The organism is Rathayibacter sp. KR2-224, from assembly GCF_049446075.1.
Lineage (GTDB): Bacteria > Actinomycetota > Actinomycetes > Actinomycetales > Microbacteriaceae > Humibacter.
Genome location: NZ_JBMSEB010000001.1, coordinates 625,305 through 647,356 on the forward strand (window position 1 = coordinate 625,305; position 22,052 = coordinate 647,356).

Below are 22,052 nucleotides of genomic sequence, written 5' to 3' on the forward strand. Positions count from 1 at the left end.
ACACGGCGAGTCAGGCATCCACTGGGCGGCCGAGCTCGCCCTGCTCACCTGAAGAGCGGATCGAAGATCACGTAGAGCACATAGGCCAGCGCCACCGACGGCAGTATGGAGTCGAGACGGTCGAGGAATCCGCCGTGCCCTGGCAGCCATGAACTCATGTCTTTGATGCCGATGTCGCGCTTGATCAGCGATTCCGTCAGGTCTCCCACCGTGGCTGTGACCAGCAACAGGGCCCCGAAGACGAGGCCGAACCACCACGGCACGTGCAGCATGAAGACCGCGAGCAGCACACCTGCAACGAGCGCCGTGACGGCTGCGCCCGCGAACCCTTCCCAGGTCTTCTTCGGGCTGATCGTCGGAGCCATCGGATGCTTGCCGAACGACAGCCCGACCGCGTACGCCCCGGTGTCGACCACGACCACGAGGATGAGCGCGGCCAGCGTCCACCACTGGCCGTCGGGCTGCGCGACCAGCAGCACGGAGAAGCAGGCGAGGAAGGGCACGTACAGCGTCGCCAACGCCGTGGCCACAAGGTCCCGCACCAGAGCTCGCCCAGAGGTGCGGCGCGAAGGTGCGAGGCCTTCGAGCAGGCGCCACAGCCACAGCACCAGGAGGCCCGCGATCGCCACGACCCACTCCCCCGAAGCGTGCAGGTAGTAGGCAGCGGGAACCAGCACGACACCGACGACCGACAGCGCCACCCTCGGTACGCGCAGGCCGGCGATGCGCAGAGCGGTGGCGAACTCGAATCCGGCGAATCCCGCGAGGGTCGCCGCGAACACCATGAAGATCTCTTTGACGACGATCAGGCTGACCAGGAGCAGAGCGCCGCCCACGAGGCCGATGAAGACCGCGAACACCAGGTTGCGTCCCGTGCGCTGCTGGATCTTCTCGTTGGTGGCATCAAGCTGCGCCTTGGTCGCTTGCAGCTGGGCCTGCACCTGACGTTCCAGGTCGCTCCTGCGGTCACGCATGCGCCGCCCGAGGGGCGCGTCCGCTTGGCGCGCTTCATCGTCCGGCGGGCCGGATGATGCTTCGGGCGGCTGGGTCATCTCGGGCTCAAACCTCGAGGAGTTCCGCTTCCTTGCGAGCGAGCGCCTCGTCGACCTGGTCGATGTGCTTCTTCGTGAGCGACTCGAGTTCCTTCTCGGCGCGTGCGACCTCGTCGTCGCCTACCTCGGATTTGAGCGCGTCGAGCTCGTCCTTGGCCCTGCGACGGATGTTGCGGATGGACACGCGGGCCTCCTCGGCCTTGCCGCGCACCAGCTTCACATACTCCTTGCGTCGCTCCTCGTTGAGCTCCGGCATCGTGATCCGGATGATCTGCCCGTCGTTGTTCGGCGTCGCGCCGAGGTTCGGCGCGTTCACGATCGCCTTCTCGATGTCCTTCAGGGCGGACTTGTCGTACGGCGTGATTACGAGCGTGCGGGCCTCTGGGTTCTGCAGCGCCGCAAGCTGAGCGAGGGGCGTCGGGGTTCCGTAGTAGTCCACCAGGATGCGCTGGAACAACTGCGGGTTCGCGCGTCCCGTGCGGACGGTCGAGAAGTCGTCCTTGGCCACGTCGACGGCCTTGGTCATGCGCTCCGTCGCGGTGGCGAGTGAGTCAGCGATCACCTGTCGCTCCTTCGTTCGTTGGGTCAGATCAAGCTTAGGGCCGCCGCAAGCGTCGACCCGACCGGCTTTCGCCCGGGCGGTCTCGCCGTTCGGATGGCGACGCCCTTCCCTCCCTGAGCACACGCGAACGACGGATCGCGCGCTTTCAGTTGCCGACGATCGTGCCGATCTCCTTGCCGAGGATGGCCGCCGTCACGCTGCCTTCCGGCTCGATGCCGAAGATCTGCATGGGCATCCCGTTGTCGCGGCACAGGCTCAGCGCCGTCGCGTCGATCGCCTTGAGATCGCGCACGAGCGCATCCTGGTAGGTGATGCGCTCCAGCTTCACGGCATCCGGATTCTTGCGCGGGTCGTCGCTGTACAGGCCGTCGACGCCGTTCTTCGCCATGAGCACTGTGTTGGCCCCGATCTCCAGCGCGCGTTGCACCGCGACCGTGTCAGTGGAGAAGTACGGCAGCCCGGCTCCTGCGCCGAAGATGACCACGCGCCCCTTCTCGAGGTGACGTTCGGCGCGACGCGGGATATACGGCTCCGCCACCTGCGTCATGCTGATCGCGGACTGCACTCGTGTCTCGGCTCCCGCCTGCTCGAGGAAGTCCTGCAGCGCCAGCGCATTCATCACGGTGCCCAGCATGCCCATGTAGTCGGCGCGCGCCCGGTCCATGCCGCGTTGGCTCAGTTCGGCGCCGCGGAAGAAGTTGCCGCCGCCGACGACCACCGCCACCTCGACGTCTTCTGCCGCCTTGGCGATCTCGCGTGCCAGGGAGCTGACGATGTCGGGGTTGACGCCGAGTGCCCCTCCGCCGAACGCCTCGCCGGACAGTTTGAGAAGGACTCTCCGTCTCGTGGCAATGGGCATGTGGCGAGTCCTTCCTTAAGGTGTACGGAATCTAACGTAGCGGTGGCCGGCTCCCCCGAGCCACGACGGGCTCCCCGCCCGGGGACCTCGGCTCGGACTGCGGGATGACCGTCGCCTGGCGCAGAAAAGGAGCCCGGATCGTGCACGATCCGGGCTCCTCTCTGTACCGCGGCGGGCGCCCCGCAGCTCAAAGGCTCAAGCGCCCTCAGGCACCGACCTTGAAGCGCGCGAAGCCGGTGATCGTGATGCCCGCGTCGGACGCCACCTTGGCCACCGTCAGCTTGTTGTCCTTCGCGTACTCCTGGTCGAGCAGGGAGACCTGCTTGAAATAAGCGCCAAGACGGCCCTCGATGATCTTCGGCAACGCCGCCTCCGGCTTGCCCTCGTTGCGCGAGATCTCCTCGACGATGCGACGCTCGTTCTCGACCGCCTCTGCCGGAACGTCCTCACGGGTGAGGTACTCCGGGTTCGCGAACGAGATGTGCTGAGCGATGCTCCTGGCCGTCTCCGCGTCGTCGCCGCTGTAGGCGAGGACGACTCCGACCTGCGGCGGGAGGTCTTTCGACGTCCGGTGCAGGTAGATCGAGAAGTTGTCGCCGTCGAGGCTGACGAAGCGACGGAACTCGACCTTCTCGCCCAGAACGGCGGCCTCGTCGCTGATGAGCTCGGCGACGGTCTTGGTCGCCGCGGGCGCAGCGAGTGCCTCATCGAGGGTGGTGGCGCCGGCCTCGATGACCGCCTCTTCCACTCCCCCGGCCAGAGCGATGAACTTGTCGCTCTTGGCGACGAAGTCGGTCTCGCAGTTGAGCTCGAGCATGTAGGCGCGACCGCCGTGCTCACGAGCCGTGACGAGGCCCTCGCTCGTTGAGCGGTCGGCGCGCTTCGCGTTGCCCTTGGCGCCCTTCAGGCGCAGGATCTCGGTGGCCTTCTCGAGGTCGCCGTCGGCCTCCTCGAGCGCCTTCTTTGTGTCGACCATCCCGGTGCCGAGCTGCTCGCGCAGCGCCTTGATGTCGGCGATGCTGACGTTTGCCATTGTGGTGTGAACTCCTGAAGAAGAATCGGGTGGTTTACGCGGACGGGAGCTACTCGGCCGGCGCAGCCTCGGCTGCGTCGCCCTCCGCGGCCTGGTCCGCCTCGATGACGGCCTCCGGCTCGGCCTCAGCGCCCTCGGCGTCGGCGGCGGACTCGGTGGCCTCGATCTGCTCGGCAGCCTCGTCGACGACCACGGCGGCCTCCGCCTTGCCTTCTGCCAGATCGGCGTCCGCACGCTTGGCGGTTTCCGCGCCCGACTGCACGCCGTCACCGGTCTCCAGCAGCTCGCGCTCCCACTCGGCGAGCGGCTCCGCGCCTTCTTCGCCCTCCTCGGGCTTTTGGTGGCGCTGGATCAAGCCCTCGGCCGCGGCGTCGGCGACGATGCGGGTCAGCAGGCTGACCGAGCGGATGGCGTCGTCGTTGCCCGGGATGGGGTACTGGACCTCGTCGGGGTCGCAGTTGGTGTCGAGGATCGCGATCACTGGGATCCCGAGCTTCTGCGCCTCGTCGATGGCGAGGTGCTCCTTCTTGGTGTCGACAACCCAGAGCGCGCTCGGCGTCTTGCTGAGGTTGCGGATTCCGCCGAGCGACTTGTGCAGCTTGTCGAGCTCGCGCTTCTTGATCAGCAGTTCCTTCTTGGTGAAGCCGCTGGTCGTGCCCTCGAAGTCGAGCTCCTCGAGCTCCTTCATGCGCGCAAGGCGCTTCGACACCGTCTGGAAGTTGGTCAGCAGACCACCGAGCCAACGCTGGTTCACGTACGGCTGGCCGACACGCTGCGCCTGCTCGGCGATCGCGTTCTGGGCCTGCTTCTTCGTGCCGACGAACAGGATCGTTCCGCCGTGTGCCACGGTCTCCTTCACGAAGTCGTATGCCTTGTCGATGTAGGCCAGCGACTGCTGAAGGTCGATGATGTAGCTGCCGGAGCGCTCGGTGAGGATGAATCGCTTCATCTTCGGGTTCCAGCGCCTGGTCTGGTGTCCGAAGTGCACGCCGCTGTCGAGCAGCTGGCGCATGGTTACAACGGCCATGGCCGTTCTCCTTTTCTCGGCATCACGACGTCGACGACGAAGGATGCCTGGTCGGTTGCTCTGCGAGAGCCGGACGGCCTCGCACCTGGCGCTCGACAGGCATCCGCCTCAGCCGAAGCCGGGGACCGAATGGATTCCTGTGCCCATTGCGGAGTTCCGAAGTATCGGAACATCCACGGGCGAACGGGCGCGCGTAGTCACCCCGACGGGCGGGGTGCTCGACCATCATAACAGCCGGGCGCGGGGCACGCCGCGGCCGGAGCTCAACACGAGAGCTCTGGCCGCAGGCGGTGCTTCGTCAGGCCCTCGCGTGCTCGCGATGCAGCCTTTGGAGCTTCGACTTGTCCTCGAGCTCGAGTCCGGTGACCTCCGGCAGCGCCGAGAAGACGAACCAGAACGATAGAGCGGCGAAGAATGCGAACCCCGCGTATACCCAGCCGAGGCCGACGGCCTGGCTGAGCACCGGGAAGAGCAGCGTGACCAAGAAGTTGAACACCCAGTTGAAAGCAGCCGCGATGCCCAAGCCGAGTCCGCGGATCTTGTTGGGGAACACCTCGCCGAGGACGACCCACATCACGGGGCCCCAGGTGGCCGCGAAGAAGATCACGAACAGGTTCGCGCCGATCAGGGCGATGACGCCCCAGGGCTGGGGCAGGGTGACGGTGCCGCCTGAGGTGTGTGCCTGCGAGAACGAGATCGCCGCGAGCACGAGCCCCACGAACATTCCGGCGGAGCCCCACAGCAGCAGCGCCTTGCGCCCGACGCGGTCGACGAAGAGGATCGCGACGAACGTCAGCACGACGTTGATGATGGACGTGATCACCGAGGTGACGAACGAGTCGCTGGAACTGAATCCGACCGACTTCCAGAGCGTCGTCGAGTAGTAGAAGATCGCGTTGATGCCGACGAGCTGCTGGAACGCCGCCATGCCGATGCCGACCCACATGATCGGTTGCAGGCCGAGCGCCTTGCCGCGCAGGTCGCGGTAGTGGGCCCGCTTCTCGTTCTCCAGGCTGTCTTCGATCTCGTCGATGCGCTGGTCGATGTTGATGGCTCCCGTGACGTCACGCACCACGGTCCTGGCATCCTGTCTCCTGCCTTTGCGTAGCAGGTATTGCGGCGACTCTGGTATGGACAGCGAGAGGATGCCGTACACCACCGCAGGGACCACGCCGACGAGCAGCATCCACCGCCAGGCGGGTAGCCCGAACCAGAGGTTCCGCATGGGGTCGCCGTTGGAGCCCGCCAAAGCGGCATCCGAGAGCAGCGCGAGGAAGATGCCCAAGGTGATGGCGAGCTGCTGCAGCGAGCTCAGGCCGCCGCGCAGCTTCGCCGGCGCTATCTCGCCGATGTAGGCGGGTGCGATGACGGAAGCGATGCCGATGGCCAAACCGCCGATGAATCGCCAGAGCATGAGGAACCAGTCCGCGAACGCGAGCCCGGATGCGATCGAGCTCGCCACGAACAGCACTGCAGCGAGCAGCATGACGCCTTTGCGGCCCCATGCGTCGGCTAGCTGGCCCGCGAACCATGCGCCCACCGCACAGCCGATCAGCGTGATGGCCACCGTGAATCCGATGGCGGCTGAGCCGAGCGAGAAGGTCTTCTGAATCGAGTCGACCGCCCCGTTGATGACGGAGGTGTCGAATCCGAACAGGAGGCCGCCAAGTGCGGCGGAGATAGTGATTCCCAGTACTTTGCCGCGGTGCGCCGTGCCCACGCTGTCGTTCTCGGTTTCGGCGTTCGCGTCTTCGTGCGTCTTCGAGTGCCTATCAGACATTGAGATCGCCCCCTCGATTTCTCACGGTAACACCAGGCAGGAGCGATCGCGCCGATGGAACCGCAACCGGATCCCGGGCTTTCGCGAAGCGGTCCACGCGTGGTATGCGGGGCAGGCGGCGCCTGGCGTGCAGGTGCGGCAATGGTGCCCCCCGCTGACTTCTCCTCCCCCGCCGCGGCTGCAGGGCCGCTCTGCACATCGGCCGTCTCGGCAGCATTTTCGCCGGATCGCCCTGTCAAGATCGCCGCATGCCGTCGCCGCGTCGTCCCACCGTTACCCGAGCGGTTGCTGCGGTCGCGGCGGCGGCGCTGGCGCTCGCGCTCACCGGTGCCCCCGAACCGGTGGGCGCGAGCCCTTCCCGAATGCCAGCCCTATGGGCGAGCAACGCCCTATCGGCGAGCATCGCCGCATCGGGCCCCTCTACATCTGGCGCCTCTGCTTCTGGTGCCTCCGCATCTGACGCCTCTGCATCTGACGCCTCTGCATCTGACGCCTCTGCATCTGACGCCTCAGGGATGAGTACCGCTTCACCGAACGCGACTTCGAGGCGCATCGGCTCGCAGAACCAAGGTGGCCGCAGCGTGGTTCCCGTACCCGGAACTCGCTCCGGCCCCTCACCTGACTCGGGCGCCTGGACATGGCCCGTGGCAGGTCGCCGCACCGTGAGCCGGGGATACGAGGCGCCGCCATCGCGCTATACCGCCGGACACCGCGGGGTGGACATTCCCGCCGTAGAGGGTGCTGCGGTCGTGTCCCCCGCAGCGGGATCTGTGCGGTTCGCCGGTGTGGTCGTCGATCGCCCGACCGTCACCGTGCAGACGGGGAGCGGCATCCTCATCAGCATCGAGCCGGTAAGCACGCCCTACTCGGTCGGAGACGTCGTGATGCAGGACGCTCCGCTAGGTGTCGTTTCGCGTGGCGGGCACTGCGACGGCGTGTGCATTCACCTCGGAGTCCGCATCAAGGGCGACTACGTGTCACCCATGCGCTTCTTCGGAGGTATTCCGCGAGCCGTGCTGCTCCCGATCCGCTGAGCACCTCACCCCACGCCCCGGCTGACGCGGGTATGGAGACGAGGGTTCAGGCTTTCGGGCGTAGAGAGGAGCGTTCAGGCTTCTGGCGTGGAGACGAGCGTTCAGGCCTCGGGCGTGGAGACGAGCGTTCAGGCCCTGGGATGTGCGCGTTGATAACTCTCCTTGAGTCGTTCAGCAGACACGTGCGTGTAGATCTGGGTCGTGCCGAGGCTGGCATGGCCGAGGAGCTCTTGCACTGCCCTGAGGTCGGCGCCGCCATCCAGCAGATGCGTTGCGGCAGTATGCCGCAGGGTGTGCGGCCCGGACGGCCCCGATCCCGGCAGTTCCTGAAGCAGCGTGGAGACCAGACGGTGCACCGTACGAGTGTTGACGCGCCGCCCTCGTGCCCCGAGAAACAGAGCCGCCGCGTCGTTCGCCGCCGGCCCCGCGCGTCCCGAGCCCGAGCCCCCGGGGCCCGCACCGCCGAAGCCTGCTCCGCTCGAGCCCACACCGCCGAAGCCCGCACCGGTGGAGCCCGCAACGCCCGAGCCCACACGCCCAGAGCCCGCTCCGCCCGAACCCACACTGCCTTGGTTGCCAGTGGAGGCGCGAGCGAGAAGCTCGGGGCGAGCCATGCGCAGGTAGTCCACGATGGCGTTGAGAGCCGGCACGCCGAACGGAACGACCCGTTCCTTGGAACCCTTGCCGGTTACGCGCACGGTGAGGCGGTCGAGGTCCAGGTCGTCGACGTCGATGCCGGCGAGTTCCGAGACTCGAAGCCCGGAGGCGTACAGCAGTTCGACGATGGCGAGGTCGCGCAGACCGATGGGGTCTCCGCCAGCCGCGTGCTCCTGTAGACGGTCGAGCAGCGCGGATACTTGGTCCCTGGTCACCACACGCGGAAGCCGCCGGTCCGACTTCGGCGCACGGAGTCGGCGACCGGCATCCGTGGCCGCCGCTCCCGTTCTCTCCAGCCAGGCGGTGAAGCCTCGAGCGGCCGCAGCCTTGCGAGCGATGGATGCTTTGGCGAGGCCGCCCTGTTGGGAGTGCCACAGCCAGTCGCGCAACAGCGGGAGACCGATGTCGGCTGGTTCGCCCGTTCCCTCGTGCTCTGCGAAGTCGGCAAGCGCGCGAAGGTCGGATCCGTAGGCGCGAACGGTGGCAGCCGAGTATCCCCGATCGGCTCGCAGATGCGACTCGAATCGGCTGATCGCTTCGTCCCAGGGCACGTGCCCAGCTTGCCGCGGGAGAGGAACAGATGGCCGGCGACACCCTGGCGACATGACGGGCGATCGCCCTCGGATCACCGCTTACGGGGTACGGCTCGCCAGCCCGTGGCATCCTCTCGCGCCCTCCCCTCGATCTGGAGGACGCCGAGCGCGCCGAGTACGGCGCCGATCGCCAATCCGGAACGTGCAGCGATCTCGTCGGGTGCGTGAGCGTTCCTGGTCGTCAGCGCGTCGAGCACCCGCAGCGTGTCGGGGCTGTCACGGTCGGCCTCTGTTGCACGCGTCGCAGCGTTCTCGGTCGACGCAAGCGGCGTGACGAGCTCGGCCACCTCGCGAGCGTCGGTCACGCACACCGCGTCGTACTCACGAAGCAGACGGTGACACCCGGCAGAGGCCGGCGAGGTCACCGGGCCGGGAACAGCACCCAATGGGCGCCCAAGGGCTGATGCGTGACCTGCGGTGTTGAGCGATCCCGACCGTGCACCGGCCTCGACCACCACCGTTGCCGCGCTGCTGGCGGCGATGAGCCTGTTCCGCTGCAAAAACCGCCATTTCGTCGGGGCAGCGCCGCATGGCAGTTCCGATAACACGAGCCCGCGCTCCGTTATGCGCCGCAGCAGTTCGTCATGTCCCGCCGGATAGAACCGGTCGACGCCGCCTGCGAGGAATGCAAGCGTCAGTCCGTCGGCGGCGAGCGCCGCTCGATGCGCCATGCCGTCGATTCCGTAAGCAGCGCCCGAGACGACGGAATAGCCGAGCTCCACGAGCCCCGCGGAGAGCTCACCCGCCACGTGTTCGCCGTACCCCGTCGCCGCTCGTGCACCCACCAGCGCGATGCCGGTAGGCGCATCTGCGAGGAGCCGGGGCGATCCGCGCATCCACAGAGCGATCGGCGCGTGCGGGCCGAGGTCTTCAACGCCCGCCGGCCATGGCTCGCCTGGCGCATTGGGCACGAGCATCCGAGCGCCGACCCGCGCCGCAAGTGAGAGCGCGCGTTCCACGTCGGCCGAGCGCAGTCTTGGGCGCCAGCGTTCCAATCCTGAGCGAAGGTCGGAGTGGACCGCGACGGTCTCGGCGACTGCCGCCTGTGGGTCTCCGGTCGGCTCTTGCACGCGGTCGGATCGCCCGGAGTGGTGAAGCACGAGCTGAAGGGCCTCTGCCGCTCCCATGGATTGGATGATGGCTCCTGCTGTTCCGTCGCCTGGCTCGGTGACGACAGACCACGCAGCGCGCGCGAAACGATCGGCCAGCTCGCGTTCGTCGAGGTCGGCCCGGCCGCTCACCGCAGTGACAAGGCGGCGTACGTGAGATTCATCCAGCCCGAACAGCGTCACGCTCCGACTCCCTTTCTCAGGTACAGCGCCGTGCTGACGTGCTCGCTCGTCGGATGCGCTGCTCCCTCGACGTCGGCGATCGACCAGGCGAGGCGCAGGGACCTGTCGTACCCCCGCATCGTGATGGCGCCCCGCTCCAACGCCCGGTCGAGCGTTGAGGTGGTGCCGCGCGGAAGCATCCGTACGCGTTCCCTGAGCCATGACCCCGGCACGTCGGCATTCGTGCGCCACGGCGTCTCTGCGAGGCGCTCGGCGGCGGCCTCGCGGGCGTGCGCTACTCGGGCCCGTGCCTCTGCCGTGGTAGTTCTGGCTTTCCCCTCCGCGAGCTTGAGGTGCGCTGCCGTGACCCGACGTACGGTCAGCCTGATGTCTACTCGATCGAGGAGAGGACCGGAGATCTTGGCGAGGTAGCGGCGGCGTGCGGAGGGTGCACAGGTGCACTCCGTGTCGCCGACGTTGTACTGCCCGCAGGGACACGGGTTGGCGGCCATCACGAGTTGAAAGCGCCCGGGGAAGGTCGCCATGGCGTTCGCGCGATGGATGCGGATCTCCCCCGACTCCAATGGCTGACGCAACACGTCGAGTACCGAGCCTGGGAACTCCGGCGCCTCGTCGAGGAACAGCACGCCGTGCGCGGCCCGTACGGCCGCGCCCGGACGGATCTGGCCGCTTCCGCCGCCGACAATGGCAGCTGCCGTCGCCGTGTGGTGAGGGGATTCGAACGGTGGCCTCGTGACCAAACCGGTCACCGGTGCACCGGCGAGGGATCTGATCGAGGTGGCCTCGAGGGAGGCATCCGTCTCCAAGTCGGGCAGCAAGCCGGGCAGCCGCTCGGCCAACATGGTCTTGCCTGCACCCGGTGGTCCGAGCAGGAACATGTGGTGGCCGCCGGCTGCTGCAACGATGAGTGCCTCGATGGCCTCCTCGTTTCCGACCACTTCGGCGAGGTCGGCTTGCCGCTCGTTGCTGTCGTCTCGTTCGACCGGCGCCGGCCACGGCTCAACCGGCAGCGGGTCGAGTTCGGCTCCGTGCCGAATCGCTGCCTCGCTCAGCGACGCGACCGGCACGACCTCGATGCCTGGCACGAGACGTGCCTCCTCCGCGTTCGCAGTCGGGACCATCACCCTGGTCAGCCCGGCCTTGACCGCGCCGATCACCGAGGGAAGAACCCCCGGTGTTGGTCGGAGGCGCCCATCGAGGCCCAACTCGCCGATATGCACGGTGGATGCCACGGACTCAGCAGGCACATCTCCAGCGGCGGCCAGCGCCGCGAGGGCGATCGCGAGATCGAATCCGCCCCCGTGCTTGGGCAGCGCGGCAGGCGAGAGGCTCACGGTGAGCTTGCGCGACGTGATGGGCAGGCCGGAGTTCGAGGCCGCGGCGCGAACGCGCCCGCGGGACTCGCCCAGCGCGGTGTCAGGCAGCCCGATCAGCCAGAAGCCGGGAAGCCCCGGGGAGATGTCGGCTTCGACATCGATGACGTGCGGCGTCAGCCCGACGAGCGCTATGCCGCTGGTGCGCGCTATGGCCATCAGCACACCCCCAAGAGATGCTCGACGACCGCGTCGCGATCCGCGATCCCCGCCGGCGCGAGCACGGATATCGCGTCGATGCGGAGCGAGCGGTGCGACTGCTGCGTCGCCTCGCACCACAGCACCGCCAACCGGCGCAGTCTGGCGGCCTTCGACGGCGTTATGGCGTCGAGCGGATGCCCGAACATCGTCGACGAGCGCGTCTTCACCTCCACGACGGCGAACACTCCGCCGCGCTCTGCCACGATGTCTATCTCGCCCTGCTGGCATCGCCAATTGCGCGCGACGATGCGGTACCCGCGTGTCGTCAGGTAGCGCGCGGCGAGCTCTTCGCCGCGCCTGCCCAGGTCGTCTTTCTTCGCCATCTGATGCCTCCCCCGCCAGCGTGCCGGGAGACGGAGGGGCGAAAGCGCAACGGCTGCGCCGATCGGGACGATTCGCGTGTTCGCCCGGCTGGGGAGGACAGGTGCCGGGCTGGGGCTGTGGAGAATCGCGAAGACGACCTGGCGCGGAGGACGACAACACCGGTCCCCATGCAGCCGGCCGGCATTCCGACCCGATCTGGCTCACTCACCCGGTCGGCATGCCGACCGGAACAGGCTCACTCGTCGAGCGCGAGTTCCTTGGGCAGCTCGAACTCCTTGCTGGAGAGCTCCTCGATGTTGACGTCTTTGAACGTCAACACGCGAACGGACTTGACGAAACGGTCGGCGCGATACACATCCCAGACCCACACATCGTGCATGGTGATCTCGAAATAGAAGTCGTTCGCCGTGTCGCGACGCACGAATTCCACCTCATTGGCCAGGTAGAACCTGCGCTCGGTCTCGATCACGTATTTGAACTGCGAGACGATGTCGCGGTACTCGCGGTACAGGGCCAGCTCGACCTCGCGGTCGTAGTCGTCGAATTCGTCCTCGTCCATTTCAGCCAAGTCTACGCTGCGGGCTCATCGACTCGGTGCCGCTCGGCCGCCTCGTCGATGGCGACGGATCCCGCATCCGCGAGATCGTCCGACCGTCCCACGCTCTCCTCGACCAGGTCCTCGACGAGCCCGAGGTCCAATTCGACCTGCGTACTGTCGAGCTCCGCACGGATGCGCTTGAGCCAGGTACGCCTGTGCAGAGCGCTGGGGCCGAGCCGGTCGATGGCGCCGAAATGCGCCTCGCTCGAGTAACCCTTGTTGCTCGCCCAGGAGTAGCCGGGGAACACGGCATCCTGTTCGATCATGATTGCGTCGCGGTGCACCTTCGCGATCACGGATGCCGCGGCGACCGATGCGCACGACTGGTCGGCCTTGATGCGCGGCACAACGGGCATCCGCACCGGAAGCACCTTGCTGAGGTAGTCGTAGTTGCCGTCGAGGATGATCGTGCCGGCTTCCAGCGGCGCTCCTGCGGCCTGCAGCGATGCGAACGCACGAGCGCCCGCCATGCCGAGGCAGGCCATGATTCCGTATGCATCGATCTCTGCGGCAGTTGCGAGACCGACGGCGTGGTACCGAGCCCACTTGATGCACAACGGTGCGAGCTCCTCGCGTTTCGGCTCGAGCAGCAGCTTCGAGTCGCGCAGGCCTTTCGGCCAGCGCCCGACCTCGGCGTCGACGACGACCATGCCGACGGCGACCGGACCGGCAAGAGCCCCACGACCGACCTCGTCGCAGCCGATCACGGTCAGGTTGCCTGCCGCATGAAGCTCGGACTCGAACTTGTAGTTCGGCACGACGGGACGCTTGCGTCTGCGCGCGGGCGTCGCCGGCTTGGGCGCCGGCGACGAGGTCTCGCGAGCACGAGTATCCACTTCGTTCACTGCCACGCCTTCGACGTTACTGCTTGTCGTCCTCTGCGCCACGGAACACTTCCGGGTAGTTGGAGAGCCAGCTCCAGCGGCTGATCGGCCAGCTGATCAGGATGGCTCGACCCACGACATCCTTCTCGGGCACGAACCCCTTGCCCGGCAGATTCTGATTGCGCGATGAGTCCTGCGAGTCCCACCGGTTGTCGCCCATGACCCAGAGGTCACCCTTGGGCACCACGACGTCGAAGTGCAGCGAAGCCGCTTCTTCTTCACCGGGTGCGAGCTTGATGTACGGCTCGTCGAGCGGCGATCCATTGACGCTCAACTGCCCGAGGGCGTTGCAGCACGAGACGTGGTCGCCGGGAAGGCCGATGACGCGTTTGACGAGGTGATCGTCGCTGTCCGGGGCCGCGAGGCCGATCAGTGACAGGGCCCATTCGATGGGGTTCGTGTTCGACTTCGTCGTGGAGGGCTGAAGCCAGCCGCCCGGGTCGGTGAACACGACCACGTCGCCTCGGCTGATCGGCATCAGATTGGGTTCGAGCTCGTTCACGATGATCAGATCGTTGATCTGCAGCGTGTTCTCCATCGAACCCGACGGGATGTAGAACGACCGGACGATGAAGGTCTTGATCAGGAACGAGACGAGGATGGCGACCAGGAAGATGATGACCAGGTCGCGGAGGAAGAGTTTGACGCTGCGCTGCTTCGTCTTCTTCTCCGACGCCACGCGGCTCGACCGGCTGGGCAGAGATTCATCTGTCATCTGTGTATGAGATCCCGCCCCTTGAACCGCCGAAGCCCGCCCCTTAACGCCTGAGCTCCCGCCCCATACTAAGGGGTCGGGAGCTCAGAGTCGGACGTGTGCCGAGAGGGCCCAGCGCTGCTTACGCGTCGCGCTTCTCCTTGATCTTGGCCTTCTTGCCACGCAGTTCGCGCAGGTAGTAGAGCTTGGCGCGACGCACATCGCCTCGCGTGACGACCTCGATGTGGTCGATAACGGGCGAGTGCACCGGGAAGGTGCGCTCGACGCCGACCTGGAAGCTGACCTTGCGAACCGTGAACGTCTCGCGCACGCCCTCGCCGGCGCGTGAGATGACGACGCCCTGGAAGACCTGGATACGGGAGCGGTTGCCCTCGGTGATGTTGACGTGCACCTTGACGGTGTCACCCGCGCGGAAGTCTGGGATGTCGCTGCGCAGCGATGCTGCGTCGACGGCGTCGAGGATGTGCATGATGATTCGCTCTCTGCGCCCGCCACCGGTCGAACGCGGATCAAGTGGATGAAGAATTGGATGCTGTGCCGTTCGCGCTCTAGGGCGCAGTGCGTGACTCCCCGGAGGCAGAGCACGTGCCGCGGCACAGTCTTCTATTCTGCCATGAAGCGCAGGTCGGGCCAAAACGGCCTGGAGGCGTGCGATCAGTGGCCGTTCTCGCGCACGATGATGACGTCGCCGTCGTCGGGGCGGCGCCCGCGCACGGGACGGCCGGCGCCGGCTTCCGCACGGTCTGGCCAACTGGATGCCCGTGCGACGGCATCCGACACCCGGTCACGCCATTCCCGCAGCAACTCCCACACGGCGAGCCAGAAGGTTGCAAGGCCAAGCACCGCAGAAACGATGCCGAAGGCCGCGCCCGTCGCACCGAAGAAGCCGAGGCCGACGAGCGCGAGGTGGAAGGCGACGGTTGCGGCGGCATCCCATCTGCCCAGCGCACGCGTGGTGCGCACGGACGGTCGAAGCCTCGTGACACCGGCCAGCACCGCGAGGAACACGAGGAGGATGGCTGCGCCGAGGAAGAGCAGGAAGAACGCGCCTGCGCCGCCGCCGAAGAACCCGAACCCGACCAGAAGCCACAGCGGCAGCACCGGGACGGCGAACAACTGCCATCTCAGAAGGGCCCGCATGAGCGTCATGGCGTCAGGCTATGCGCGTGCCATGCAGAACGGCTGAGAGCAGCCGAGGGTTCGCTGAGGGCGTGACCGCTCCGAGTCCGGACGACGCTGTCAGTCCTCGCCCAGGAGGTCGGGGCGCACCCGGCGCGTGCGTTCCAGTTGCTGTTCCCGACGCCATTGCGCGATGGCACCATGGTTGCCGCTCAGCAGCACGGGCGGTACCTCGCGCCCGCGCCACACCGGCGGCTTGGTGTACGACGGATACTCCAGCAGGCCGTCTTCGTGCGATTCCTCCACGAGGCTCTGCGGGTTTCCCACGACACCCGGGATGAGCCGCGCGATGGCCTCGACCATGGCCATCGCGGCCACCTCTCCCCCATTGAGCACGTAGTCGCCCAGGCTGACCAGCCGCACCCTCGCCCGCGATGCCGTCTCGTCGAAGACGCGCTGGTCGATGCCCTCGTACCGCCCGCATCCGAACACCAGATGGCTCTCCCGCGAGAGCTGCCGTGCCAAGTGCTGCGTGAAGACCTCTCCCGCCGGCGAAGGGAAGACGACGACGGCGTCGTCGGATGCCTCGAGCGCGGCATCCAGCGCCTCTCCCCACGGCTCGGGTTTCATGACCATGCCTGCGCCGCCGCCGTACGGAGTGTCATCGACCGTGCGGTGCCGATCGTGCGTGAAGGCGCGCAGGTCGCCGACGTGCAGGTCGATGATGCCGTTCTGCCTGGCCTTGCCGAGGAGCGAGATGTCGAGCGCGTCGAAGATCGCGGGAAAGATCGTCACGATGTCGATGCGCACACCGCGAGTTTAGATGGCGTCCAGATACCGTTCCCGCACGAGATCGATGAGCTGCTGGGGTGCACGACGACCGGCGACGAGCAACGGTTCGGTCGTGACGTCGCCGCCCGCGGATGCCGCAAGATCGGCGAAGAAGCCGGGTGCGAGCAGGTAGCTGCTCACGATGACCCGGGACTTGGGGTGCAGCCGGCGCGTGGTCTCGATGGCCGACGAAAGGCGAGGCACGGCTGCCGAGATGAAGCCGACCGTCACGGGCCTGGCCAGGGTCGTGGCCAGGCGTCGCCCCATCTCGAGGCAATCCCGGACGGCGCGATGGTCGCTCGACCCTGCCGCGGCGAGCACGATGGCGTCGCTCGGCGCAAGGCCCCGTTCGGCCACACGGGAGGCCAGGATCTGCACGAGGCGGTCGTCCGGCCCGAGGGCTGCGGCCAGACTCACGTCGCGGCCCTCGGCAGCAGCGAGTTCGTTGGCGAGGTCGACATGCACGTGGTAACCGGCCGAGAGCAGCAGTGGCACGACCACGGCAGACTCGTGCGGTGCCAGACGTTGCAGCACAGAGGAGACGTCAGGTTGCTGCACGTCGACGAAGCCGTTGCCGACGCGCACACCACCCAGTGTCTCGCCGACCGCTCGGACCAGGTCGCCTATGGCTCGCTGTCCGTCGAGGGAACTCGTGCCGTGCGAGATCGCGAGCAGCGCCGGGCGTCTTCCCCTCTCCTGGCCATCCCTGTCGGTGCGATTGTCTGCGGCGGGGCCGGTCAAGGTCACACCGGTACCTCGACCTCGACGAACCCGTCGACGACGCGGGCGCGGAACGGCCGAAGGAAGAGCGAGGGGTCGGTGAAGCACTCACCCGTCTCGAGGTCGTAGACCTCCTTGTGCAAGGGCGACGCGATGGTCGCGCGGTCGCCCTTGGATCCCACGATGCCGCGTGCCATCACATGCGAACCGGTACGCGGGTCTTGGTGCGACACCGCATACACCTCGTCGGGAGAAAGCCTGAACAGCGCGATCTGGTGGGAACCGATCAGTGCGGCTTCTCCCCAGGCGGGCTCGAGATCATCGATGAGGCAGGCGCGCTGCCATGTCGGATTCGCCGTTTCGACCAGTCCAACCAGGTCCGTGATCGTCATCTCAAATCCCCTCGTGACGTGCATCTGCCTGTTACTGGTGTCGAAGGTAGGCCCGCCGTGTTTCGACGGTGTCGGCCGCAGGTTTCGCCGGGATGAAAACGGACTCACAGCGGCCGGCCCGGTCGGTGGGTGCGATGTTAATCCGGAGTTACGCCGAGGTAACGCGGCCGAAATCCCCCCGCTCCTATGCTCGATCAACGCCGATGGAGCCGCGCAGGACGACCGAACCGTGTCGGTCCTCGCCAGCAGGAAGAGGCAGATCCCATGACAGAAAACGACCAGCACGCACGCTCCGTCGTGATCATCGGGGGCGGCCCGGCAGCGCACCGGCTCGTGGAGGCCATCGTGGCCAGGGACGACGCGCACTCGCTGAAGGTCGCGGTCATCGCGGACGAATCCCACCTTCCCTACGACCGCGTCGCCCTCAGCCGTCGTCTCGTCGAGGCCGAGGACCTGACGCTGGATCCCGCGGTGTGGGCGGCGGGAAATGTCACCCTGTTCTCCGGCGAACTCGCCACAATGATCGACCGCTCCGCTCGTACCGTCACCACCAGCGTCGGGCGGGTGCTCTCGTATGACGACCTCGTGCTGGCGACCGGCTCCCGTGCACCCGTGCCCGACATCCCGGGTGCCGGGCTCGCCAGGGTGTACCGCACGATCGACGATGTCGACGCGCTGGTCGGCGAGGTGGAAGCTCTGCGCGTCACGCTGGGACGGGCGCCGAGGGTCGTCGTGGCCGGTGGCGGACTGCTCGGGCTTGAGGCGGCGGGCGGTGTGCAGAAGCTCGGAGCGGAATCGGCGATCGTGCACTCCGGATCGTGGCTCATGTCTGCACAGCTCGACGAGGGAGCCGGGCAGGCGCTCGGTCGCCTGATCAAGGCTCAGGGCATCGACCTGCACCTGGGAACGCGCCCGCGCGCGATCGTTCACGACGGGGACGTGGTCACAGCCGTCACCCTGACCAACGGGCACACCGTCGCGGCCGACATCGTCGTCTTCGCCATCGGCATCCGCGCACGGGACGAACTCGCCAGGGACACCGGCATCGAGGTGCACGACCGCGGAGGAGTCGTCGTCGGGTCGGACTGCCGAAGCTCCGACGAGCGCATCTGGGCCATCGGCGAGGTCGCGAACGTGCACGGCTGGTGCATAGGTCTCGTCGCACCCGCCAACGCGATGGCAGAGGTGGTCGCTGACCGGTTGCTCGGCGGTTCGGCCGAATTCACGACCATCGACGACGCGACGAAGCTCAAGCTTTCGGGAGTGGACGTGGCGAGCTTCGGCGACGCCTTCGCCACGGATGAGGGCGCCCTGGAGATCGTGTACGCCGACCCCGCCCGCGGCATGTATCAGAAGCTCGTGGTGACGGACGACGCCCGCACACTGCTCGGCGGCGTCTTCGTCGGCGATGCCGCACCCTACTCGTCGCTGCGCCCCATGCTGGGCAGGGAGCTCTCAGCCGAGCCCGCGGCGTACCTCTCCGCTGCGGGAGCCGAGGCTCCGGCGGGCGTGGAGCTGCCTGACGACGCGCTCGTCTGCTCGTGCAACAACGTCACGGCCGGCACGCTGCGCTCTGTCATCCACGGCGACGACGGGGAGCCGTGCACCGATCTCGGCGAGCTGAAGACGTGCTCGCGTGCCGGAACACAGTGCGGATCGTGCGTGCCGCTCGTCAAGAAGCTGCTCGAAGGCGAGCTGCAAGCGGCCGGGATCGCGGTCTCGCGCGCGCTGTGCGAGCACTTCCCCATCTCGCGCCAGGAGCTGTTCGAGTCGATCAAGGTCGTCGGCCTCACGAGCTTCGACGACATCATCGCCAGATTCGGCACGGGCAGAGGCTGCGACATCTGCAAGCCGGCGGTGGCATCCATCCTCGCCAGCCAGAACGTCGGGTACATCCTCGACTCGGGCAGGGGGACCCTTCAGGACACCAACGACCGCGCACTGGCGAACATGCAGAAGGACGGGACCTACTCGGTGGTGCCGCGCATTCCGGGGGGCGAGATCACGCCGGCGAAGCTTGCGGTGATCGCATCCGTCGCCACCGACTTCGGCCTCTACACGAAGATCACAGGCGGACAGCGCATCGACCTGTTCGGCGCAAGGCTCGAGCAGCTTCCGGAGATCTGGAAGCGCCTGGTGGAGGCCGGGTTCGAGTCGGGCCATGCCTACGGCAAGGCGTTGCGGAACGTGAAGAGCTGCGTGGGTTCGACCTGGTGCAGATTCGGGGTGCAGGACTCGGTGGGCATGGCCATCCGGGTGGAGCTGCGGTATCGCGGCCTGCGCGCCCCCCACAAGCTCAAGATCGGCGTGTCGGGCTGCGCACGTGAGTGCGCCGAGGCCAGAGGCAAGGACGTCGGCGTCATCGCCACCGACAAGGGCTGGAACATGTACGTCGGTGGCAACGGCGGATTCCAGCCGGCACACGCCCAGTTGCTCGCCTCCGACCTCGACGATGAGACGCTCATCAGGTACATCGACCGCTACCTCATGTACTACATCCGCACGGCTGATCGCCTGCAGCGCACGGCTCGTTGGATCGAGGATCTCGACGGCGGCATCGACCACGTCCGGGAAGTGGTCGTCGACGACTCTCTCGGGCTTGCCGCCGAGCTGGAGGCCGCGATGGCGGCGCACGTCGACACGTACGAAGACGAGTGGGCGGCGACGCTCGCCGACCCCGACCGCCTTCGCAGGTTCCGGTCGTTCGTGAACGCCCCGGCAGAAAGCGACCCGAGCATCGCCTACGTCGAGGAACGCGGGCAGATCAGGCCGGCCAACGACGACGACCGCTCGGCGGGACGCGTTCTGCTTGCCGGCGATCGCATCCCGGTGCGGGGGCGCGACTCGTGAACGGCTCAGTGCGGTCGCGCAGGGAGCATGGCCTCGGAAGTGTCTACCTCGTCGGCGGTGGTCCCGGGCGGCGCGATCTGCTCACCCTGGCCGCGCTCGAGGCGCTCGCGCAGGCGGATGTCGTGCTGTACGACCGCCTCGCACCTCACGACGATCTCGCCGAGCTCGCACCGAACGCGACGCTGATCGACGTCGGGAAGAAGCCGGGCCACCATCCGGTCGACCAGGGCGAGATCGACAGGATGCTCGTCGAGCACGCGCAAGCCGGCGCCGTCGTCGTTCGACTCAAAGGCGGCGACCCGTTCGTGTTCGGCCGCGGAGGCGAAGAGGCCGAGGCATGCAGGGCGGCGCGCATCCCTGTGACCGTTGTTCCCGGGGTCTCGAGTGCGATCGCCGTTCCGGCTGCGGCGGGCATCCCGCTCACCCACAGGGGAGTCAGCCACCTCTTCACGGTTGTCTCCGGCCACGCTCCGCTGAGCCCGGCCGAGCATGAACACCTCGCAGGGCTCGGCGGCACCATCGTGGTGCTGATGGGCATCGGGACCTTCCCGTCGTTGAGCCAGGGCCTGCTGAGGCACGGCATGTCACCGGACACGCCCGTGGCCATCGTCGAGCGGGGCTACACGGCTCAGCAGCGAACGACGATCGCCGACCTCGGGTCCATCCTCGAGCTCTCGGCGAGCGTGGGCGTCTCCTCCCCCGCCGTGATCGTGATCGGCGAGGTCGTGCGCCTTGCGCAGGCCGAGCCTGCAGCGCTTGCTGCCGTCGCCGGGCTGGCGGGGGCGTGATGAGCATGACATTCGTGGTGGAGCCGGACCTTCCCGAGCAGGTGCCCGGATTCCGGCCGACGCAGCTCGAGGGATTCCGCATCGGCGTAACGAGCGATAGGCGCAGCAAAGACCTGATCGAGGCGCTCGAGCGGCGCGGCGCTTACGTTCTGCACGCGCCCACCCTGCGCATTGCGCATGCCGAACGCGACGAGCCGCTCATCGAGGACACCAGGCGCGTGATCGCGGCCGCGCCCGACGTGCTGCTCGCCACGACGAGCTACGGGATCCGTCGCTGGTTCGAGGTTGCGGACGCGGCGGGGCTTGGCGGCGAGCTGATCCGCACCCTTGAGGCTACGGACATCCTCGTGCGCGGCCCGAAAGCGCGAGGGGCTGTGCGTGCCGCCGGCCTCGATGACGCGGGCATGAGCGACAAGGAGACGACGGCCTCGCTCGTGGATGCCGTGCTGGCCGACCATCCGTCCGCTTCGACGGTCGTCGTGCAACTGCACGGATACCCGGACGAGCAGCAGTTGCAGCGCCTGCGCGACGCCGGGCGCACTGTGCTGACCGTCGCACCGTATCGCTGGACCGACCCCGAAGGCGGCGACGAGCGCACCGCGAGGCTCATCGACGCGATCTGCACGCGGCAGCTCGATTGTGTGACATTCACGAGCGCCCCTGCCGTCGAGGCGCTGTTCGCCGCGGCGGATGCCACCGGGCACCTTTCCGAGGTGCTTGCCGCGATGACGAGCGACGTGCTTGCGGCAGCGGTCGGGCCCGTCACCGCTGCCCCGCTGGTCGCCGTGGGTGTGCATCCGATCCAGCCGGAGCGATACCGGATGGGAGCACTCATCCGGCTGGTCTGCGAGCACCTGGAACAGCACAGGGTGGAACGCGTGCAGACCGTGCACGGCATGGTTGAGCTCCGCGGCTCGATCGCCGTGATCGACGGAGCACGGCTGCGTCTGCCGCCCTCGTCGCTCGCACTGCTTCGCACCCTCGTTCGCGCCGGTGGAGCCGTCGTCACGCGCGGAGACCTCGCTGCAGCGCTTCCCGGCCAGCCGGACGACCATGCAGTGGAAGTCGCGCTCAGCAGGCTGAGGCAGGCGATCGGTTCGCCGCGCATCGTCGCCACCGTCGTCAAGCGCGGATACCGGCTCGCGGTCTAGCCGGTGGCCGGCGCTCGGCAGCGTGAAGGCATCGTCTTCGGCTCACCGCTCGCCGCCGATCCTGTGAGACGAGTGTTTCCCCGCGGTAACCGTGAGCGTCGGCGGCGGAAACACGGCGCACCTAGCGTCTGAGCACAGACGCTCATGAGCGACCAGGATCGCTCGGCAACGGCATCCGACCACCATCACCGATGAGCACCCGGAGCGACATGACAAC

At 67.4% G+C, this 22,052-nt stretch carries 22 protein-coding genes; 4 read left to right on the plus strand and 18 right to left on the minus strand.

Going from position 1 to position 22,052, the window contains the following annotated elements; all coding sequences use genetic code 11:
- Nucleotides 1–44: 44 nt before the first annotated feature.
- The 6 genes from ACO2Q7_RS02990 to ACO2Q7_RS03015 all read right to left on the minus strand — a co-directional run bounded on the left by ACO2Q7_RS02990 (nucleotide 45) and on the right by ACO2Q7_RS03015 (nucleotide 6,313).
- Nucleotides 45–1,052 carry a phosphatidate cytidylyltransferase gene (locus tag ACO2Q7_RS02990; protein ID WP_423354147.1) on the minus strand — a complete coding sequence of 336 codons (1,008 nt, stop codon included), beginning with the start codon at nucleotides 1,050–1,052 and terminating at the stop codon, nucleotides 45–47.
- Nucleotides 1,053–1,059: 7 nt separating this feature from the next.
- Nucleotides 1,060–1,614, minus strand: coding sequence for a ribosome recycling factor (gene frr, locus ACO2Q7_RS02995; protein ID WP_423354148.1), 555 nt, complete (start codon nucleotides 1,612–1,614; stop codon nucleotides 1,060–1,062).
- 145 nt (nucleotides 1,615–1,759) lie between these two features.
- A complete protein-coding gene (gene pyrH / locus ACO2Q7_RS03000; RefSeq protein WP_423354149.1) occupies nucleotides 1,760–2,473 on the minus strand; it encodes a UMP kinase in 714 nt (237 codons plus the stop codon).
- 205 nt (nucleotides 2,474–2,678) lie between these two features.
- Nucleotides 2,679–3,506, minus strand: coding sequence for a translation elongation factor Ts (gene tsf, locus ACO2Q7_RS03005; protein WP_423354150.1), 828 nt, complete (start codon nucleotides 3,504–3,506; stop codon nucleotides 2,679–2,681).
- 49 nt (nucleotides 3,507–3,555) lie between these two features.
- Nucleotides 3,556–4,533 (minus strand): 30S ribosomal protein S2, encoded by a 978-nt coding sequence (gene rpsB / locus ACO2Q7_RS03010; RefSeq protein WP_423354151.1) that lies wholly within the window; start codon nucleotides 4,531–4,533, stop codon nucleotides 3,556–3,558.
- Between the two features lie 298 nt (nucleotides 4,534–4,831).
- Nucleotides 4,832–6,313, minus strand: coding sequence for a sugar porter family MFS transporter (locus ACO2Q7_RS03015; RefSeq protein ID WP_423354152.1), 1,482 nt, complete (start codon nucleotides 6,311–6,313; stop codon nucleotides 4,832–4,834).
- Nucleotides 6,314–6,957: 644 nt separating this feature from the next.
- Between ACO2Q7_RS03015 and ACO2Q7_RS03020 the strand changes: the two genes are divergently transcribed.
- A complete protein-coding gene (locus ACO2Q7_RS03020) occupies nucleotides 6,958–7,347 on the plus strand; it encodes a peptidoglycan DD-metalloendopeptidase family protein (RefSeq protein WP_423354153.1) in 390 nt (129 codons plus the stop codon).
- 128 nt (nucleotides 7,348–7,475) lie between these two features.
- Here ACO2Q7_RS03020 and ACO2Q7_RS03025 read toward each other — a convergent pair whose 3' ends face one another.
- From ACO2Q7_RS03025 to nirD, 12 genes are all read right to left on the minus strand, one after another.
- Entirely contained in the window at nucleotides 7,476–8,555 is a 1,080-nt protein-coding gene (locus ACO2Q7_RS03025) for a tyrosine-type recombinase/integrase (RefSeq protein WP_423354154.1), read from the minus strand.
- 74 nt (nucleotides 8,556–8,629) lie between these two features.
- A complete protein-coding gene (dprA, locus tag ACO2Q7_RS03030) occupies nucleotides 8,630–9,889 on the minus strand; it encodes a DNA-processing protein DprA (protein ID WP_423354155.1) in 1,260 nt (419 codons plus the stop codon).
- Entirely contained in the window at nucleotides 9,886–11,421 is a 1,536-nt protein-coding gene (locus ACO2Q7_RS03035) for a YifB family Mg chelatase-like AAA ATPase (protein ID WP_423354156.1), read from the minus strand. The genes dprA and ACO2Q7_RS03035 overlap by 4 nt, the downstream gene beginning before the upstream one ends.
- Entirely contained in the window at nucleotides 11,421–11,786 is a 366-nt protein-coding gene (locus ACO2Q7_RS03040) for a YraN family protein (protein ID WP_423354157.1), read from the minus strand. Before ACO2Q7_RS03040 ends, ACO2Q7_RS03035 begins: the two co-directional genes overlap by 1 nt.
- Nucleotides 11,787–12,022: 236 nt before the next feature.
- Nucleotides 12,023–12,346 carry a DUF2469 domain-containing protein gene (locus tag ACO2Q7_RS03045; RefSeq protein WP_170024148.1) on the minus strand — a complete coding sequence of 108 codons (324 nt, stop codon included), beginning with the start codon at nucleotides 12,344–12,346 and terminating at the stop codon, nucleotides 12,023–12,025.
- 11 nt (nucleotides 12,347–12,357) lie between these two features.
- Nucleotides 12,358–13,236 (minus strand): ribonuclease HII, encoded by an 879-nt coding sequence (locus tag ACO2Q7_RS03050; protein ID WP_423354158.1) that lies wholly within the window; start codon nucleotides 13,234–13,236, stop codon nucleotides 12,358–12,360.
- A gap of 10 nt (nucleotides 13,237–13,246) precedes the next feature.
- The gene (gene lepB / locus ACO2Q7_RS03055) at nucleotides 13,247–13,984 is read right to left on the minus strand and encodes a signal peptidase I (protein WP_423354159.1); all 738 of its coding nucleotides are present in this window, start codon (nucleotides 13,982–13,984) and stop codon (nucleotides 13,247–13,249) included.
- A 121-nt stretch (nucleotides 13,985–14,105) separates the two neighbouring features.
- On the minus strand, nucleotides 14,106–14,453 hold the full coding sequence (rplS, locus tag ACO2Q7_RS03060) for a 50S ribosomal protein L19 (RefSeq protein ID WP_423354160.1): 348 nt from the start codon (nucleotides 14,451–14,453) through the stop codon (nucleotides 14,106–14,108).
- Nucleotides 14,454–14,638: 185 nt separating this feature from the next.
- A complete protein-coding gene (locus tag ACO2Q7_RS03065; protein ID WP_423354161.1) occupies nucleotides 14,639–15,133 on the minus strand; it encodes an MFS transporter permease in 495 nt (164 codons plus the stop codon).
- A gap of 90 nt (nucleotides 15,134–15,223) precedes the next feature.
- Nucleotides 15,224–15,913, minus strand: coding sequence for a tRNA (guanosine(37)-N1)-methyltransferase TrmD (gene trmD, locus ACO2Q7_RS03070; protein ID WP_423354162.1), 690 nt, complete (start codon nucleotides 15,911–15,913; stop codon nucleotides 15,224–15,226).
- A gap of 9 nt (nucleotides 15,914–15,922) precedes the next feature.
- On the minus strand, nucleotides 15,923–16,681 hold the full coding sequence (locus ACO2Q7_RS03075; protein WP_423354163.1) for a sirohydrochlorin chelatase: 759 nt from the start codon (nucleotides 16,679–16,681) through the stop codon (nucleotides 15,923–15,925).
- Nucleotides 16,678–17,046, minus strand: coding sequence for a nitrite reductase small subunit NirD (nirD, locus tag ACO2Q7_RS03080; protein ID WP_423354164.1), 369 nt, complete (start codon nucleotides 17,044–17,046; stop codon nucleotides 16,678–16,680). Before nirD ends, ACO2Q7_RS03075 begins: the two co-directional genes overlap by 4 nt.
- A gap of 264 nt (nucleotides 17,047–17,310) precedes the next feature.
- On the opposite strand from nirD, the gene nirB reads away from it, so the two are divergent.
- From nirB to ACO2Q7_RS03095, 3 genes are read left to right on the plus strand one after another with little or no spacing between them, the layout of a single operon-like run.
- Entirely contained in the window at nucleotides 17,311–19,896 is a 2,586-nt protein-coding gene (gene nirB / locus ACO2Q7_RS03085) for a nitrite reductase large subunit NirB (RefSeq protein WP_423354165.1), read from the plus strand.
- Nucleotides 19,893–20,684, plus strand: a complete 792-nt coding sequence (gene cobA / locus ACO2Q7_RS03090; RefSeq protein WP_423354166.1) for a uroporphyrinogen-III C-methyltransferase — start codon at nucleotides 19,893–19,895, stop codon at nucleotides 20,682–20,684. Before nirB ends, cobA begins: the two co-directional genes overlap by 4 nt.
- On the plus strand, nucleotides 20,684–21,835 hold the full coding sequence (locus ACO2Q7_RS03095; RefSeq protein ID WP_423354167.1) for a uroporphyrinogen-III synthase: 1,152 nt from the start codon (nucleotides 20,684–20,686) through the stop codon (nucleotides 21,833–21,835). Before cobA ends, ACO2Q7_RS03095 begins: the two co-directional genes overlap by 1 nt.
- Nucleotides 21,836–22,052 lie beyond the last annotated feature (217 nt).

Excerpts from the sequence above, each read along its gene's own strand:
- ACO2Q7_RS02990 (WP_423354147.1), bottom strand. The coding sequence starts at position 1,052 with ATGACCCAGCCGCCCGAAGCATCATCCGGCCCGCCGGACGATGAAGCG.
- pyrH (WP_423354149.1), bottom strand. The coding sequence starts at position 2,473 with ATGCCCATTGCCACGAGACGGAGAGTCCTTCTCAAACTGTCCGGCGAG.
- tsf (WP_423354150.1), bottom strand. The coding sequence starts at position 3,506 with ATGGCAAACGTCAGCATCGCCGACATCAAGGCGCTGCGCGAGCAGCTC.
- rpsB (WP_423354151.1), bottom strand. The coding sequence starts at position 4,533 with ATGGCCGTTGTAACCATGCGCCAGCTGCTCGACAGCGGCGTGCACTTC.
- ACO2Q7_RS03015 (WP_423354152.1), bottom strand. The coding sequence starts at position 6,313 with ATGTCTGATAGGCACTCGAAGACGCACGAAGACGCGAACGCCGAAACC.
- ACO2Q7_RS03035 (WP_423354156.1), bottom strand. The coding sequence starts at position 11,421 with ATGGCCATAGCGCGCACCAGCGGCATAGCGCTCGTCGGGCTGACGCCG.
- ACO2Q7_RS03040 (WP_423354157.1), bottom strand. The coding sequence starts at position 11,786 with ATGGCGAAGAAAGACGACCTGGGCAGGCGCGGCGAAGAGCTCGCCGCG.
- ACO2Q7_RS03045 (WP_170024148.1), bottom strand. The coding sequence starts at position 12,346 with ATGGACGAGGACGAATTCGACGACTACGACCGCGAGGTCGAGCTGGCC.
- lepB (WP_423354159.1), bottom strand. The coding sequence starts at position 13,984 with ATGACAGATGAATCTCTGCCCAGCCGGTCGAGCCGCGTGGCGTCGGAG.
- rplS (WP_423354160.1), bottom strand. The coding sequence starts at position 14,453 with ATGCACATCCTCGACGCCGTCGACGCAGCATCGCTGCGCAGCGACATC.
- ACO2Q7_RS03065 (WP_423354161.1), bottom strand. The coding sequence starts at position 15,133 with ATGACGCTCATGCGGGCCCTTCTGAGATGGCAGTTGTTCGCCGTCCCG.
- nirD (WP_423354164.1), bottom strand. The coding sequence starts at position 17,046 with ATGACGATCACGGACCTGGTTGGACTGGTCGAAACGGCGAATCCGACA.
- nirB (WP_423354165.1), top strand. The coding sequence starts at position 17,311 with ATGACAGAAAACGACCAGCACGCACGCTCCGTCGTGATCATCGGGGGC.
- ACO2Q7_RS03095 (WP_423354167.1), top strand. The coding sequence starts at position 20,684 with ATGAGCATGACATTCGTGGTGGAGCCGGACCTTCCCGAGCAGGTGCCC.